Here is a 15,600-nt window from a genome sequence, read left to right on the forward strand (position 1 = left end):
ACTTATCGGCGGCTTTGCGGTGGCTCAGCGGCGTCTTAGCGGTGGTAGAAGATCCGGTCGCCGTACTCGGCCATGACCTGCCTGTTCCAGTCGTGGCCCCCGTCCACGTTCCCCGAGCGCAGCATCGGCGGGGCGATGCCGCGCGCGGCCAGCTCGCCCGCCGCCGTGGCGATCACGGCCTGCATCAGGGCGGAGGTGACGACCGTGGAGGCGGGGGCGAAGGGGGCCCCGACGCCGTCGGCGGTCAGCTCGGCGTCGCCGACCGCGATCTTGCTGTCGAGGACCAGATCGCAGTGGTCCTTCAGGAAGTCCCCGGAGCGGTGCCGCGAGGCGGTGGCGGTGGCGTACGCGACGGAGGTCACGCCGATCACCTTGAGGCCGAGCGACCGCGCGTGCATCGCCATCTCCACGGGCAGCGGGTTGCGCCCGGACAGCGAGATGATGAAGAGCAGGTCGCCCGCGCGCGCCGGGCTGTTGTCCAGGACGACACCGGCCAGCCCGTCGACGCGCTCCAGGGCGCTGCCGAGCGTGGCGGGCATCACGTCCACGCCGACCATCCCCGGGATCGGGAGCAGGTTCATCAAAGCCAGGCCGCCCGCGCGGTAGACGACGTCCTGGGCGGGCAGCGAGGAGTGGCCGGCGCCGAAGGCGAAGAGCCGGCCGCCCGCGGCGGCGGTCTCGGCGACCAGGGCGCCCGCCGCGCCGATGGCCCCGGCCTCCTCGTCGCGTACTCGCTGCAGCAGGCCGATGGCGGCGTCGAAGTACTGCCCGGCGAGCTTGCTCTCGCTCATCCCCGAGTGGCCCCTTCTGTTGGTGGTGGTCCGTGGTCCGTGGTTCGCGGTCTGTGGTCGGTGCCGCGTGGCGCGGATCACGTTGGGCCGTCGGTCAGGCCGCTGTCAATACTGGGGCGACTCCGTTCGACTCCTGGCCGCATTGACGGGCACGGCCGGGTACGGCGATGCCGGACTCGGCCCCGTTGTCGGCGGGATGCGTCAGAATTGGGGTCAGGGCCACCGCACGACACATTCGAGGGGCACGCATGTCCGGACTCATCGACACTACGGAGATGTATCTCCGCACCATCCTCGAGCTCGAGGAGGAGGGTGTCGTCCCGATGCGCGCCCGTATCGCGGAGCGGCTCGACCAAAGCGGCCCGACGGTCAGCCAGACCGTGGCCCGCATGGAGCGGGACGGTCTGGTGAGGGTCGCCGGCGACCGTCACCTGGAGCTCACGGAGGAGGGCCGCCGCCTGGCGACCCGCGTGATGCGCAAGCACCGGCTCGCTGAGTGTCTGCTGGTCGACGTGATCGGGCTGGAGTGGGAGCAGGTGCACGCCGAGGCCTGCCGCTGGGAGCATGTGATGAGCGAGGCGGTGGAGCGGCGGGTGCTGGAGCTGCTGCGCCACCCCACCGAGTCGCCGTACGGGAACCCGATCCCGGGCCTGGAGGAGCTGGGCGAGAAGGCGGAGGTCGATCCGTTCCTGGACGACAGCATGGTGAGCCTGCGCGAGCTGGAGCCGGGCAGCGAGGGCAAGACGGTGGTCGTGCGCCGGATCGGCGAGCCGATCCAGATGGACGCCCAGCTGATGTACACGCTGCGCCGGGCGGGTGTGCAGCCGGGCTCGGTGGTGAGCGTGACCGAGTCGCCGGGCGGGGTGCTGGTGGGCAGCAGCGGCGAGGCCGCCGAGCTGGACGCGGACATCGCCTCGCACGTCTTCGTCGCCAAGCGCTGAGCGACGCCGAGCGCTGAGCGCTGAGTCTCGCCGAGCGCTGAGCCACCGCATGGACTGAGCCGTGCCGAGCGCCGGGCCTTCGCCGAGCGCTGGGCTTCGCGCCCGTACCACCGCTTCCGCCCCCGTACCCCCGTAACCCGCGCGACACGCTGACCGAATCGACCGGTTCGGCCGATTCGACCGTCGTGGCCTGCGGCGACTGCTTTTCCTGACGTTTTCCGGATACCGGAGTTCGTGGAATTCGAGCGGTCGGGCCCGCCGCGTGCGACGCTGTCGCTGAGGCATATGCGCGAGGGGGGCTCATATGGGCCTGGCGGGCGGTGCTGCCCAGCGGGCGATCGACAGCGAGAAGGGCGAGGGCCCCGGCGCCTTGAACCGCCGGGGCCCTGCCTCCCCATGTCCCCCCTGTGGGCCCCCGGCCCCACGGTCCGCTGTGACGCGGCCCGTACGGCCGGAGGCCCTGGCGACCCGGAGCCCCGAGCTCTCAGGGTCGGCCCCCGCGGACTCCCTTCCCCGAGCAGTCCGCCTCCCGCTAGCTGTCTCCCCTCGGTGCGGACGATCAACCCCTTGGTGCGGTCACTCGAACGAGGGGTGTTGTGCGGTCGTAACGGCGTGTTCGAATAAGAGTTCGATATCCTGGGGCTGGTCGAGGAGGGAATGGGGGTGCCAGAACACATGGTGCGGCGCATCAACGTGACGGGAGCCGGCGGCGTGCGGCTCGCCGCCTGGGAGTTCGCCGATTCGCCCAAGGCGGGCGGCGGCGCGCGGGTCTCGCACGGGCCGGGTGTTCTTCTGCTCCATGGCCTGATGGGCCGAGGGGCCCACTGGGCGCGGACCGCGCGCTGGCTGTCCACCCGCCATCGGGCCGTCGCCCTCGACCAGCGGGGTCATGGCCGCAGTGAGAAGCCCGCTGACGGCCCGTTCGACCGCGGCACCTACGTGGCCGACGCGGCGGCCGCGGTCGAGCAGCTGGGCCTGGCCCCCGTCACCCTCATCGGCCACTCCATGGGCGCGCTGACCGCCTGGCAGCTCGCCGCCCGCCGCCCCGATCTGGTCGCGGGCCTGGTGATCTGCGATATGCGGGCCTCCGCGCTGGGCTCCGCCTCGCAGGCGGAGTGGGCCCAGTGGTTCTCGTCCTGGCCGCTGCCGTTCGCGACCCTCGCCGATGTGCGCAAGTGGTTCGGCGAGGACGATCCGAGGCTGGAGCGGCCCAATCCGGCGCGGGGCGACTTCTTCGCCGAGATCATGGCCGAGCGCTCGGACGGCTGGCGCCCGGTCTTCTCCCGCCGCCAGATGCTCAAGGCCCGCGCGACCTGGGTCCATGACGCCCATTGGGAAGAGCTGGCGCTCGTGCAGTGCCCCACCCTCGTGGTGCGCGGCCTGGACGGTGAGTTGGGCCGGGCGGAGGCGCAGGAGATGGTGCGCGTCCTGCCGCGCGGTGAGTACGCGGAGGTGACGGACGCGGGCCATCTCGTCCACTACGACCAGCCGGAGGGCTGGCGCCGGGCCGTGGAGCCCTTCCTCGCCTCGGTGCTGCCCGCCTAGCCGTGTCATAGCCGTTTCACTGTGCGCGGGTGCGGGATTCGGCGGTGGTCTTGAGGTCGTGCAGCCAGGCTTCGAGACCCGTGCCGAGGGCCGCGGTCGCGGTGGGTATGTCGGCTTCGACCTGGGCGCCGGTCCAGGTCTCCTCGGTGTGGACGCGGACGCCGCCCTTGACCTTGGTGAAGGTCCACAGATGGACCCCCTCGTCGATGCGCAGCCCTTCACCGATCGCGGGCCCGCGCCACAGGATGCAGTGGTTGCGCTGGAGTTGCTGGACGGCGGAGGTGATCTCCAGGGTGGTGGCGGGGGTCGTCGGGGTGGCGGGCGCCGGGGTGGTCCACCTGAACTGCGAACCCCTGTGCAGCGGGCCGGGGTCGAGGCGCTTCATGGTGAGTACGGGGGGCTGCCAGTCCGGCCAGCGCTCCACATCGGTCTGGAGCTTGAAGACGGTGCTCAGCGGGGCCTTGATCACGGCGTCGGACTGGTAGCGGATACGGGCGCTGGTGTCGACGCCTTCCCCGCGGCACTGGGAGGGGCCGTTGTGGCGGGTGGCGGAAGCCTGGGTCTGAGCGGGGGCGGCCTGGGCGGGCGGGACGGCGGCCGCCAGGACGCCGACGATGGTGAGCGGGACGGTGAGGGCGGCGGCACGTACGCCGGTCCGGGGCCGGGACCGCTGAGCGGATGAGTTCGACGGGCTGTTGCTGAACATGGCGTTCTCCTCGTGATGGGTGTGTGGGACCGAAGTTGCACGTGCTCGGGGCCGGCGCCGTGCGCTACGGGGTCAGGACGACCTTCCCGGCGACGGTGCCGGATTCGGCCAGCCGCAGGGCGTCGGCGACGCGGGTGAGCGGCAGTTCGGCGGCGATCTTGGGGGTGATGTCACCGCGCTGGAGGGCGGCGAAGACCTGGGTGAGGTCGGCGCGCAGCCGGGCCCGGAACCGGTTCTTGGCCAGGGCCCGTCCGGCCCAGGCGTTGTAGAAGTAGGCGTGGCGGCGGTTGGGCAGGGTGTTCCACAGCCAGACGCGGCCGAGGAGCTTGAGTACGGGCCACTGCTTGGAGCCCTGGTCGTCCCGGGTGGAGGCGCTGCCGTAGGAGACGAGGGTGCCGCCGGGTGCCAGAAGGCTCCAGGAGTCGCTGATGCCCCGGCCGCCGACGTGGTCGAAGACGGCGGCGACTCCGCCGGGGGCGAGTTCACGGATCCGCGCGGCGATATTCCCGGCGCGGTAGTCGACGGGGGTGACTCCCTGCGCCCGTAGGGCGGCGTGGTGGCGGGTGGACGCCGTGCCGATCACCTTCGCGCCCGCGGCGTGGGCGAGTTGGACCAGGACGGAGCCGACGCCGCCGTTGGCGCCGTGCACCACGACGGTCTGCCCCGCGCGGACCCGGGCCTTGCGGTGGAGCATCTGCCAGGCGGTGATCCCGTTGATGACCAGGGTCTCCGCCTCCGCCGCGGCGATCCCCTCGGGGACCTCCACCACATCTGCCGCGTCCACGACCACGTAGTTGGCCCAGCCGCCGACCTTGATCAGCGCGGCCACCCGGGTCCCGGCCAGCCCCGGCTCGACGCCCTCTCCCGTCGCCTCCACCGTGCCGACCAGGTCATAGCCCGGCACGAAGGGGAACGGCGGCTGGTCGTAGTACCGGCCCCGGCGCATCTGCTGCTCGGCGAACGACACCCCGGTCGCCTCCATCTTGATCACGACCTGCCCCGGACCGGGGGTCGGAACGGCTCCACCGCGCCGGATCTGCAGTCCTTCCGGCTCGACCGTGCCCGGCAGGACGACCTCGACGAGTCCCTCGGTGTTCATGGCGACCTCCACTGCGCGCTCAGCGCCTCGCTACAAGACCTTGCGTTCGTTAGAAGTTATAACTGAGCGGCGAAGGGGGCGTCAACGGGATCCGTGATAGCTTCTAACTAAATCTTGAAGCTGTAGTCGCGACGGTGTGGAAGGGCGGCAGGCCATGGCGGAAACGGGCACCACAACCCCGCGCGAGCGCTACCGCGCCCAGGTGCGTACGGAGGTCAAGAAGCGCGCGTGGGAGCAGATCGCCACGGCGGGGGCGTCCGCGCTCTCCCTCAACGCGATCGCCAAGCAGATGGGCATGAGCGGACCCGCGCTCTACCGGTACTTCGCCAGCCGCGACGAGCTGATCACCGAGCTCATCAGGGACGCGTACCGAAGCCTGGCCGACGCCATCCGCGCGGCGTCCGAGGAGTCAGGCGCCGACGTGGTCGCGCTGGCGCACGCCATACGCGGCTGGGCCCTGGAGGACCCCCAGCGGTACTTCCTCATCTACGGCACGCCCGTCCCGGGCTACCACGCGCCCGACGACACCACCGCCATCGCGGTCGAGATCATGGCGTCGATGCTCGACGCCTGGACCGCGCTGCCCCCGGACGGCCCGGCGACGCCATTCGACGCGCACCTCGAGGACCACCGGCAGTGGGCGGGCGGCCACCCCGCCCCACCGGCGGTCCTCCATCAAGCACTGATCTTCTGGACCCGGCTGCACGGTGTCCTGTCCCTGGAACTCGCGGGCCAGTTCGGCGGGATGGGCTTCGACCCTGCCCTGCTCTTCGCGGCCGAACTGGACGTCCTGCTCGCAGGCCGCTGAAGGTCAGCGCGCCTTGGGGAAGGCGGCGCGCAGTTCGGGCCGGTTGACGATGAACGCGGTGGGGGCGAGGGCGAGCGCGCCCGCGATCTGCAGCACGACGAACCACAGCGGGAGCGCACCGGGGATGGAGTCGATCGCGATGATCGCGATCGGCACGACGACGGCGATGATGCGCACTCGTATGTAGGCCCAGCGCGCGCCCCGCGAGGCGACGACGGTCAGCCAGTACGTCACGACGGCGCTCGCGAACATTCCGCCGGTGCGGCCCCACATGAACGACGTCACCTCGCGGCCCATGACCGAGAGGACGACGACCACGACGAGGACCGCGACACTGAACGCGCCGTAGATCATGACGAGTTTCTTCACCGTGTTGAAGGCTCGCCGGGTGTCCGGGCGGGTGATGCGGTCGGTTGCGGCCGTGGTGCGGTTGGGAGTTGCCATGGCTCCTGCTTCCTCGGGCTGTCCGGTGTCGATTCGAAGCTAGGGAGCGCATGGCCGGGGCGGTATGCGCCTGGACGCACAGTGGGGTGGGCCTAGCCCCACTTCTGCGCTGACCTGGCCGGATTCGGGCTTCACGGGGCGCACAGTGGACTCACTGGGGCATGAAGTACGAAGGAGAATCATGAAACCGCTGGTGTCGTGGGTGACGAGCGCATGCGTGGGGTTTGCGCGGGCGTGCGTCGTGGTGGCGGTCGCCATGCTGGTCCCGGCCGTATGGGCGGCTGCCGTGGCGCTGTGGATCTGGTGGGGCGGAAACCCGTGGTCGTGGATAGGCCCGTTCGTATGGGCGAGTATCGGCACCGTCGCACTGTCCCGCCCGGTCTGCCGGATGGTCCGTTCCCTCGTCGCGAAGTGGACGGGCACCGTCATCCCCGCCGGATACCGGGAGGCCACCCCGGTGACCCAGATGTCGACCGGGTACTGGTGGAACGGTTTCTCCTACTCGCGCACCAGCAAGGACGCCCGCCGGGAGCAGCGGTTGCGGCTCTGGTGGAGCGACCCCGCCACCTGGCGTGATCTGCGGTTCACGGCGATCGTGCCGATCACCATCGGTGTGATCGCGGCCATCCCGCCGGCCGGAGCCGCGGCGGCCGTCCTCGGCTTCAGCCGACCGGAGTCCGCTCAGGCCGGGGCGGTCGGCCTGGTCGTGGCCTTCGCCACCGCCCCGTACGCCTGGCGGTCCGCCGCGCCGGTGGCCGTACGCTTTCTGCGCCCGTCGTCGGCGATGGCGCTGGCCGACCGGGTGGACGAGCTGACGGCCCAGCGCGCCGACACCACGATCGCGCAAGCCGCCGAGATCCGCCGGATCGAACGGGACCTGCACGACGGCGCGCAGGCACGCCTGGTCATGCTCGGGCTGTCCCTCGCGACCGCCGAGAAGCTGATGGAAACCGACCCCGACCAGGCCAAGGCGCTGATGCGAGAGGCGCGGGTCGGCGCCGCCACCTCGCTGACCGAGCTCCGCGAGCTGGTCCACGGCATCAACCCGCCGGTACTGAACGACCGGGGGCTCGTCGACGCCGTACGCGCCCTGGCCATGGACAGCCCGCTGGAAACCAGCGTCAGCGCCGACGTTCAGCCGCGCCTGGAACCCCCGATCGAGTCCGCCCTGTACTTCGGAATCGCCGAACTGCTGACCAACGCGGTCAAGCACGCCCATGCGACCCGGGGCCGGATCGCCATCGCCCAGGACGACACCGGCATCGTCGTCGAAGTCGAGGACAACGGCCGGGGCGGGGCCGATGAGCGGGCCGGCGGCGGGCTCGCGGGGCTGCGCCGCCGGATCGTGGTCTTCGACGGCACCCTGGAGATCACCAGCCCGGCGGGCGGTCCGACCCATGTGAGGATGATGGTGCCGTGCGCATCGTTGTAGCCGAAGACCTCTATCTCCTCCGCGACGGCATGGTCCGCCTCATCGAGGCATGCGGACACGAGGTGGTGGCGACGGCGGCCACCGGACCCGAAACGCTCGCCGCGCTGCTGACCTGGCGGCCGGATGTCGCCATCGTCGACGTCCGCATGCCGCCGACCCAGTCGGACGAGGGCCTGCGGGCGGCGCTCGCCGCCCGCCGCGAGCTGCCCGGGCTGCCGGTCCTGATCCTCTCCCAGTACGTCGAGCAGCTGTACGCCCGCGAGCTCCTGGCCGACGGCGCCGGCGGCATCGGCTATTTCCTCAAGGAGAGCGTCTTCGACGCCGATCAGTTCATCGACGCCCTGGAGCGCGTCGCCGCCGGCGGTACCGCCATGGACCCGGCCGTCATCACCAAGCTGCTCTCCAGCGGATCCTCGAACCGACGGCTGGAACGGCTCACGGAACGCGAACACTCCGTGCTCAGCCTCATGGCTGAGGGGTTGTCCAACCAGGCCATCGCCCAGCGGCTGTTCCTCAGCGAGAGCGCCATCAGCAAATACACCACCTCGATCTTCGGCAAACTCGGCATCACCGACGACGACAACAACAATCGCCGCGTCCGGGCCGTCCTGACCTACCTCAACAAGCCATGAGGAATCGGTTCAGCTCTTTGCGAGCGCTTCGCGGCGGATCCTCGCGGGGATCGGTGGCGGCGATCGCTCCGACTACATCAGGTATCTCGTGCCGGGATCAGGTATCTCGTGGCCATCCACCGGGGCTTGGCGCTCGTCGAGGCGGTCTCCGACCGCTGGGGCCACGGATCCGCTCCGCTGGGGCAAGCGGGCCTGGGCGGAGTGCGCCCTGGAGGCGCCGAACCTCACACTGCATGTGAAGGACACCGGGGACACGGGACACGGGACACGGGACACGGGACACGGGGCGTGGGGCACGGGGCACGGGGCACGGGGCACGGGGCGTGGGGCACGGGGCGTGGGGCACGGGGCACGGGGGCACGGGGGTGGACGGGGTAGCGGTCCTCCGGGAGCGCGTACAGGAGCCTTCGCGGGTGCGGGTCGGGATGCCGCTGCGCTTCGCTTCGCTGCGGGTTGGCTGCGCTTCGCCTGCGCTTCGCCTGCGCCTACGCCGTCGTCTCGCGGCATTCGGTTCGGGCGGGTGCGGGTTTCGTCTCGGACCCTCCGGGTCCAAAGCGCCAGCGAGAAGGGGGAAAGGGGGCGGCTGACCCGTCGTCCTGGTTCCTCGGCCCGGCGGGCGGCTGAGCTCAAAGAAGCTCCGCTGCGCTCCGCCGCAGCTGCTGCCGCGCGGTGGCCGACCACTACATTCAGCGGTGCTCTGGTCCGGGGTACGCGAGCGCGACGAACGGTCCGGCGACCGCTGGACGGCATGGTCCGGACGCCGCGTGCGGGTATCGTCTCGCGCCTTTGGCGCACAGCGGCCAGCAGCGGGAAGGGGGAGGGGTGCCGGAGGCGTCGTCGCCGTCCTGCCCAAGGGGTCGTCACCGGCTCGCGGGCGGGGGACGGCGGATGGTCGCCCGAGCCGGTGGGCGCCGGTCCGGTTCGGGCCCTCCCCCCACCCCCTCTCAAAAAAGTACTTGATCTGCATCAAGTACTGCATCAACCGTTTTTCTGAGAGCAGGTGGGTGGGGAGGCGATCTCGTCCCCCGGTGCCCGCACGCGGCGATAGGACCATGCCGTCCAGCGATCGCCGACCCGTTCGTCGCGCTCGCGCGCCCCCGGTCCAGCGCACCGGCCACCGCGCGGCAGCAGCTGCGGCGGAGCGCAGCGGAGCCTTCTTTGAGCTCAGCCGCCCGCCGGGCCGAGGAACCAGGACGACGGGTCAGCCGCCCCCTTTCCCCCTTCTCGCCGGCGCTTTGGACCCGGAGGGTCCGAGACGAAACCCGCACCCGCGTGAGCCGAATGCCGCGAGATGGCGCGTAGGCGCAGGCGCAGTGCAGCGGAGCCGTCGCGTAGCGCAGCGGAGCGTGCTCACTGCTTCCCGCAACTCGTCCCGCAGCGTTCGTGTGCCAGGAGGGCTCGACAAGGGGGTAAAGGGGCTAATGACGCGTCCACTTGCCGGATCGGTTCCATCCGGTTTGCCAACTCTGCTCAGAACTAGGGAAGTTGCTGTGGCGCGTTCCCGGGGGCGTCACATCACGAATGCCCGGTGCTATTCTCTTCTGCGCGATGACGAAATGGTTCCTGATCACGGGGGGTGGGCTCGCGTGCAGGCCAAGTACAGAGCGTCGGCAATCGCGTTGACGGCTGCGTTGCTGCTGGGGGGCTCGCTGGCCCTGGCGCCGACGGCGTCTGCGGTGGGGTCGTCGGCGTGCCAGTTCAATTCGCCTGATGTGAATTTCAAGGTTCGCACCAACGGTGCAACATTCCGGACAGGGCCCGGAAAGCGTTATCACGTGATCGGGACGCTTTACCGGGGGGATTCCTTCCGCTACTTCTGCCGGACGGGCCGCCTTCAGGACTTCGAGAAGAGCTGGTCGTACGGAAAGATCACGAAGCGGACCCACTCGGGAATCGCGGCCGGCACGAGGGGCTGGGTCTCCAGCAAGTACCTCGACTGACATCCGGTTACGCGCTGAGGTGGTCGAACTTGCCTGCTTTGATGCCGCGTATGAGCCCGCCCAGGGGGTGGGGGGTTGTCGTGATGACGATGTGGGGGTCGTCGCTCTCTCGGAGGCGTATTGCGCCGTCGGCGGCGGCCAGCTCCACGTATTCGCCGTCAGAGTGGGAGAAGGACGACTTCTGCCATGCGATGGGTGTGGTCACGGATCTGCCCTTCCTGGGGATTGGCTACGCGCTGAAGCGGTCGAACTCGCCTGCCTTGATGCCGCGTATCAGGGTGCCGAGGGGGCGGGGGGCTGTTGTGATGACGATGTCGGGGTCGTCGCTTTCCCGGAGGCGTATTGCGCCGTCGACGGCAGCCAGCTCCACGCAGGCTCCCGATGTCTCGGAGAAAGAGGACTTCTGCCAACTGATCGGCGTGGTCATGGGTCTACCCTTCACAGTTGCTTTGCTGCCGTGTGGATAAAATTCTGCGACTCGGTGTTGCTGAGCGCTGCGGAATCGACTGCGGTGAAGACGGTGCGGTAGCTCGCGAGATGTGATTCCGCGTGCAGGAATGTGGCCCCGAGCGCGGCTTCGATCTGCACGGTATCGAGCTTGGGTACCGGGCCGCCCGCGTAGAGCATCGCACGACTGGCACCCGTATACCCTTCGGACTCGAAGAGGACCACTCGCACGGAGATGTTGGGGCGATCGCACTGGTCCCGAAGGTGTTCGAGCTGGGCTCGCGCGACTTTCCGCCCGCCGAAGCGCATTCTCAATGCAGCCTCGTGGATGATGGCGTTCTGAGTTGGGGGTGCATCCCGTTCGAAGATCGTCCGACGCTCCATCCGGTGAGCGACGCGCGCGTCCAGCTCTGTCCGAGGGAGCTGCGGAATCGTGTACCCGAATACTGTGCGCGCGTAATCCTCGGTCTGAAGGATCCCGGGGATGTGAGTGATGTCGATCGAGTGCAGGTAGGTGGCGTGGTACTCCATCTCGGCGATGTCCAGGAATTGCGCGGGCAGCGTCCCTCGATACGCCTCCCACCACCCCTCGCCGCGCTGCTCGTACGTCATCGCGGACAGCGCGTCGATAAGCGCGGTGTCGCCGCACGAGTAGAACGCGGCGAGGCGGCGCACGCGCTCCTCGCTCACGCCAACTCGACCGCACTCGATGTGGCTGACCTTTGCCGGATCGACCCCCAGCAGCCTCGCGGCATCACGGGCGGTCATGGCCGCAGCCTCGCGCATCTTGCGCAACTCGATACCAAGGCGCTCCTGGCGAGCAGTTGGGGTGCTCCTCGGTGGCATGGCTTCCTTCCCTGGCTCCTGATGAGTGTGGCGCGCCGCCGTATCACGGTCTACTTCGTTCGGGGGCGATTTCGGCTTCAAGGTTGCCCCGGAGTCATCTTGAACCCTACCGTCTGTGGCGTACCTCTCACGCACCGCTTACGAGAGAAGGCCACCGCATGGGCGATTTCAGGCCGAACCGGCCCCACTCCTACACCCTCTACTGCCCGCCCCTCGAAACATCCCCCGGCATCGCCCGCGACTTCGTCACGTCCGTCCTACGTCGCTTAGAGCTCAACGACGCAGTCGACACCGCGGCACTGTGCACCGCCGAACTCGCCGCCAACGCCTACGCCCACGCCGCGGGCAACGGCTCCGTCCTCTGGCTCGCCGTCGAGCCCGCCGAGGTCTGCGTCACCGTCTTCGACGGCGATCTCACCGAACCCCGCCTCCGCCCACCAAACCTCGACGCCGAGGGCGGCCGGGGCCTGCACATCGTGGACGCGCTGGCGGATAAGTGGGGTACAAGTCCCGGCGCCCCGCTGGGGGTCGGCGGGGCGCCGGGCAAAGGCGTGTGGTTCTCCCTGACCACAGGAGGCTCGTAAGGGCGGCGGGGCTCAGCCCTTGGTGACCGCCGCCAGGATCTCCGGCAGCCGCGCCGCCGTCCGGGGCGCGGCCAGCCTCAGGCCGCTCAGGGCGACCCCGGCGCCGTACACCGCGCCCAGTGGCAGCATCAGCCACAGCCAGTCGCCCGCCCCGGAGGTATGCATCCAGATCGTCGCCGCCAGCACCGGGGCGCACAGCACCGCGCCGGTGACCATCCCGCCGAGGATGCCGATCCACGCCAGGCCCGCCTGCCCCGGCACCACGTTCTTGTAGCCGCTGTCCTGCGGAATGGAGTACGGGTACAGGGCCGAGGTCATGGCGCCGGTCGCCACCAGCGCGCCGAACAGCGCCAGGGCGAGGCCGAGCGCGTCGGGGACCGCCGCCCACTCGTCCATGAGCGCGGCCGCGCCCAGCACCGCCAGCGTGACGTAGGGCACGCCGACCAGTGCGAGGGCCAGCGCGCGCCCGCGCAGCTCCAGATAGGCGTCGCGTGGTGCGGAGATCGTCTGCGCCACCATCCAGAAGGCGGAGGAGTCCTGTCCGAACTGGTTGTACATCTGCATGCCGAGCAGCCCCGCGGCCCAGCAGGAGGCGTAGACGCTGCCGGCGCCCTGGACCGTGGTGACGACCGGCACCAGCAGGCCGACGGCCAGCGAGGTCACCCACGCGGACTTGGTCTTCGGGTCCCGCCAGGCATAGCGCAGCGTGCGCAGCACGACCGTGCCGGTGCGGTTCTCGGGCAGCAGCCGGTGCAGAGCGGGCCGGGCATCCATAGAACGCTTGCGGCTGGGCTCGGCGGCCTGGATGGTCGAGGAGTCCGGCGAGGTCATCAGGTGGGTCAGACCGCGCTGCCACCACCACAGCAGCAGCGCCAGCAGCCCCGCCGACAGGGCGAGCTGGGCGGCCGCGGTCCCGTACGAGCCGTCGCCTACGCCCTGGACCGCGTCGATCGCCGCGGCGGGCGGCACCCAGCGCAGTACGTCCGCCACCGGCTCCAGGGAGGACAGCCCGTCCTCGCCGGACAGCTGCCCCACCCCTACGTTGACCAGCTGTGCGCCCACCGCCACGAACAGGCCGCTGAGCAGGGCCAGATCGCGGCCCCGGCGGCTGGTCAGCAGCCGGGTGTTGGCGGTCGCGACGGCCCGCGACAGCGCCACGCACAGCAGCATCGCCACCACCACGGCCACCACACCCGCCGCCGCTGCCGCCGCGCCATGCGCCACGGCGATCACCGAGCCGGTGATGAGGGTGAGGGTGAACAGCGGGCCGATGCCGATCAGTGAGGACACCAGCAGGGCGGCGACCAGCGGGCGGGGCCGCAGCGGCAGCATCACCAGCCGCGTGGGGTCGAGGGTTTCGTCGCCGCCGGGGAAGAACAGCGGCATTACGGCCCAGCCGAGGGCGAAGACCGCGGCGAGGAGGGTGACCAGCGCGGCGGCGTGGTCGTTGCCGCGCAGCGCGATCAGGCCGAGCAACTGGAGCGCGGCGATGAGGAGCGTGACGACGACGGAGGTCACGTACGCGGCGCGGCGCCCGGCTGACTGTCGCAGCCCGTTGCGCAGCAGGGACAGCTTGAGCCGGACGAAGAGCGCGGTGAGCGGGCCGGTGGCGGTCATCGGGCGCCGCCGCCCAGCCAGTCGAGGTCATGGCCGGCCGCCCGGTCGTTCGCGCCGACCAGTTCGAGGAAGGCGTCCTGCAGCGACGGCGCCGCGCCCCGTACCTCCGCCAGCGGCCCGTGGGCCCGGATCCGGCCGGAAGCCAGCACCGCGACCCAGTCGCACAGCGACTCCACCAGCTCCATGACATGGCTGGAGAAGACGACGGTGGCGCCGGAGCGGGTGTAGCGCTCCAGCACCCCGCGGATCGTCTGCGCGGACACCGGGTCCACGCCCTCGAAGGGCTCGTCCAGAAAGAGGACTTCCGGATTGTGGAGGAGGGCTGCGGCCAGGCCGATCTTCTTCCGCATACCGGTCGAGTAGTCGACGACCAGCTTGTGCTGAGCCCCCGCGAGGTCGAGCACGTCCAGTAGCTGGGTGGCGCGCTTGTGGACCTCGTCGGCGGGCAGTCCGCGCAGCCGTCCGGTGTAGTCGAGGAGTTCGCGGCCCGACAGCCGCTCGAACAGCCGCAGCCCCTCGGGCAGCACCCCGATCCGGGCCTTCACCGCGACCGGGTCCCGCCATACGTCGTGCCCGCCGACCTCGACCGTGCCGGAGTCGGGCCGCAGCAGCCCGGTCACCATCGACAAGGTGGTCGTCTTGCCCGCGCCGTTGGGCCCGACCAGTCCGATGAACCGCCCGGCGGGCAGCTCCAGATCGATCCCGGCGACGGCGACCTGCTCCCCGTACCGCTTCCACAGCCCCCGTACGAGCACCGCCGGTATGGCCGACTTCCCCTTCTCCTCCGGCTCCTCTGCCACCGGGTCCCCTTTCGAACGTGCGGAGGCCCGGTCAACGCCCCCGTCCGCCGCCCACGATAGGGGCACACGGGGCGCGGACGCCGGTGCCCGGCGGGCGTCGGCGCGCCCCGGCGCCGCGTCCGGCGGGCCTCAGCGCCCTTCGCGGCCGCAGGCGTAGGCGAGGGCGCTGACCAACTCCTCGGCGTCGGGGAGCCAGCGGTTCGCGGCGGTCGGGCGGCGTGCCCACTGGACCGAGGAGCCGTGCCGGCCCACGCGGGTGGGCGGCGCGACCACGTAGTCGCCTTCGCCGCGCGCCACCAGGTCGATCGACGAGGGCGGCCAGCCCTGGTTCCGTACCAGGTGCGGGATCTTGGCGGCGGCGCCCGGCAGGACGAAGAACAGCATCCGGCGCCCCGGGGTGGAGGTGACCGGGCCGAGTTCGACGTCCATGCGCTCCATCCGCGCCAGCGCCAGACAGCCCGCCGTCTCCGGCACGTCCAGCGCGTCGAAGGTGCGCCCGGTCGGCAGCAGGATCGAGGCGCGCGGCGCCCTGGCCCACATCCGGCGCGCCACGACGGCGCTGCCGGTCGCCTGGTCCGCCCAGTCGGCGCGGGTCGGATGGGCGCCGGGGGAGGGACAGTCGGCCGCGCCGCAGCAGCATCGGTCCCACCACTGGCCCGCGCCGGCCACGGGCTCAAGCCAGGCGCCGGGGAGCACGTCCCAGTGCCGCTCCTCCGCATAGCGCACCGCGGCGTCCCGCAGCCGCTCCCCGCGCTGTTCGGGGATCTGTGGTGCTCCTGTCACATCGTCAGTCACGTCGTTTGTCACGTCCATGGTCTCGTCCACGACCAGCACAACTCCATGGGTCTGCGGGGGTTACGCCCCACCCCGCCGTGCCGGCGGAGCCGAGTACTGAAGAGAAGAAAGGAAGCATGCTCCGGGCATGTGGGGCGCATGGGTGCACGGTCGGGGGCGCGCATGGGGACGCG

17 protein-coding genes are annotated in these 15,600 nt (G+C 70.7%); 7 read left to right on the plus strand and 10 right to left on the minus strand.

Features of this window, described 5'->3' with window-relative positions; genetic code table 11:
• Nucleotides 1-35 precede the first annotated feature (35 nt).
• Nucleotides 36-791, minus strand: a complete 756-nt coding sequence (locus ACFV2X_RS45310; RefSeq protein WP_385627773.1) for an SIS domain-containing protein — start codon at nt 789-791, stop codon at nt 36-38.
• A 248-nt stretch (nt 792-1,039) separates the two neighbouring features.
• On the opposite strand from ACFV2X_RS45310, the gene ACFV2X_RS45315 reads away from it, so the two are divergent.
• Nucleotides 1,040-1,732, plus strand: coding sequence for a metal-dependent transcriptional regulator (locus ACFV2X_RS45315; RefSeq protein ID WP_353588515.1), 693 nt, complete (start codon nt 1,040-1,042; stop codon nt 1,730-1,732).
• 675 nt (nt 1,733-2,407) lie between these two features.
• Entirely contained in the window at nt 2,408-3,277 is an 870-nt protein-coding gene (locus tag ACFV2X_RS45320; RefSeq protein ID WP_385627844.1) for an alpha/beta fold hydrolase, read from the plus strand.
• 16 nt (nt 3,278-3,293) lie between these two features.
• On the opposite strand, the gene ACFV2X_RS45325 is transcribed toward ACFV2X_RS45320, so the two are convergent.
• Both ACFV2X_RS45325 and ACFV2X_RS45330 read right to left on the minus strand, forming a co-directional pair.
• On the minus strand, nt 3,294-3,983 hold the full coding sequence (locus tag ACFV2X_RS45325) for an SRPBCC family protein (RefSeq protein ID WP_385627775.1): 690 nt from the start codon (nt 3,981-3,983) through the stop codon (nt 3,294-3,296).
• A gap of 64 nt (nt 3,984-4,047) precedes the next feature.
• Nucleotides 4,048-5,082 carry a medium chain dehydrogenase/reductase family protein gene (locus ACFV2X_RS45330; RefSeq protein ID WP_385627777.1) on the minus strand — a complete coding sequence of 345 codons (1,035 nt, stop codon included), beginning with the start codon at nt 5,080-5,082 and terminating at the stop codon, nt 4,048-4,050.
• A gap of 154 nt (nt 5,083-5,236) precedes the next feature.
• Between ACFV2X_RS45330 and ACFV2X_RS45335 the strand changes: the two genes are divergently transcribed.
• Nucleotides 5,237-5,890 carry a TetR/AcrR family transcriptional regulator gene (locus ACFV2X_RS45335; protein ID WP_385627780.1) on the plus strand — a complete coding sequence of 218 codons (654 nt, stop codon included), beginning with the start codon at nt 5,237-5,239 and terminating at the stop codon, nt 5,888-5,890.
• 3 nt (nt 5,891-5,893) lie between these two features.
• On the opposite strand, the gene ACFV2X_RS45340 is transcribed toward ACFV2X_RS45335, so the two are convergent.
• Entirely contained in the window at nt 5,894-6,334 is a 441-nt protein-coding gene (locus ACFV2X_RS45340; protein ID WP_385627783.1) for a hypothetical protein, read from the minus strand.
• 181 nt (nt 6,335-6,515) lie between these two features.
• On the opposite strand from ACFV2X_RS45340, the gene ACFV2X_RS45345 reads away from it, so the two are divergent.
• From ACFV2X_RS45345 to ACFV2X_RS45355, 3 genes are all read left to right on the plus strand, one after another.
• Nucleotides 6,516-7,766, plus strand: a complete 1,251-nt coding sequence (locus ACFV2X_RS45345) for a sensor histidine kinase (protein ID WP_385627786.1) — start codon at nt 6,516-6,518, stop codon at nt 7,764-7,766.
• A complete protein-coding gene (locus ACFV2X_RS45350) occupies nt 7,751-8,398 on the plus strand; it encodes a response regulator transcription factor (protein WP_089508332.1) in 648 nt (215 codons plus the stop codon). The genes ACFV2X_RS45345 and ACFV2X_RS45350 overlap by 16 nt, the downstream gene beginning before the upstream one ends.
• 1,586 nt (nt 8,399-9,984) lie before the next feature.
• Nucleotides 9,985-10,338, plus strand: coding sequence for an SH3 domain-containing protein (locus tag ACFV2X_RS45355; RefSeq protein ID WP_385627789.1), 354 nt, complete (start codon nt 9,985-9,987; stop codon nt 10,336-10,338).
• Nucleotides 10,339-10,345: 7 nt separating this feature from the next.
• Here the strand turns inward: ACFV2X_RS45355 and ACFV2X_RS45360 are convergent, their stop codons facing one another.
• The 3 genes from ACFV2X_RS45360 to ACFV2X_RS45370 are packed head-to-tail and all read right to left on the minus strand — an operon-like array spanning nt 10,346 to nt 11,631.
• Nucleotides 10,346-10,543 carry a DUF397 domain-containing protein gene (locus ACFV2X_RS45360; RefSeq protein ID WP_385627792.1) on the minus strand — a complete coding sequence of 66 codons (198 nt, stop codon included), beginning with the start codon at nt 10,541-10,543 and terminating at the stop codon, nt 10,346-10,348.
• Between the two features lie 24 nt (nt 10,544-10,567).
• Entirely contained in the window at nt 10,568-10,765 is a 198-nt protein-coding gene (locus ACFV2X_RS45365) for a DUF397 domain-containing protein (RefSeq protein ID WP_385627795.1), read from the minus strand.
• Nucleotides 10,766-10,776: 11 nt separating this feature from the next.
• Entirely contained in the window at nt 10,777-11,631 is an 855-nt protein-coding gene (locus ACFV2X_RS45370) for a helix-turn-helix domain-containing protein (protein WP_385627797.1), read from the minus strand.
• 158 nt (nt 11,632-11,789) lie between these two features.
• On the opposite strand from ACFV2X_RS45370, the gene ACFV2X_RS45375 reads away from it, so the two are divergent.
• The gene (locus tag ACFV2X_RS45375) at nt 11,790-12,215 is read left to right on the plus strand and encodes an ATP-binding protein (protein WP_385627799.1); all 426 of its coding nucleotides are present in this window, start codon (nt 11,790-11,792) and stop codon (nt 12,213-12,215) included.
• A 12-nt stretch (nt 12,216-12,227) separates the two neighbouring features.
• Here ACFV2X_RS45375 and ACFV2X_RS45380 read toward each other — a convergent pair whose 3' ends face one another.
• From ACFV2X_RS45380 to ACFV2X_RS45390, 3 genes are all read right to left on the minus strand, one after another.
• A complete protein-coding gene (locus ACFV2X_RS45380) occupies nt 12,228-13,832 on the minus strand; it encodes a transporter (RefSeq protein WP_385627802.1) in 1,605 nt (534 codons plus the stop codon).
• Nucleotides 13,829-14,632: an ABC transporter ATP-binding protein gene (locus ACFV2X_RS45385; protein WP_385627805.1), complete on the minus strand. Its 804-nt coding sequence runs from the start codon at nt 14,630-14,632 to the stop codon at nt 13,829-13,831. The genes ACFV2X_RS45380 and ACFV2X_RS45385 overlap by 4 nt, the downstream gene beginning before the upstream one ends.
• 129 nt (nt 14,633-14,761) lie before the next feature.
• On the minus strand, nt 14,762-15,445 hold the full coding sequence (locus tag ACFV2X_RS45390; protein ID WP_385627847.1) for a bifunctional DNA primase/polymerase: 684 nt from the start codon (nt 15,443-15,445) through the stop codon (nt 14,762-14,764).
• Nucleotides 15,446-15,600: the final 155 nt, after the last annotated feature.

Source organism: Streptomyces sp. NPDC059679 (genome assembly GCF_042734105.1).
Lineage (GTDB): Bacteria > Actinomycetota > Actinomycetes > Streptomycetales > Streptomycetaceae > Streptomyces.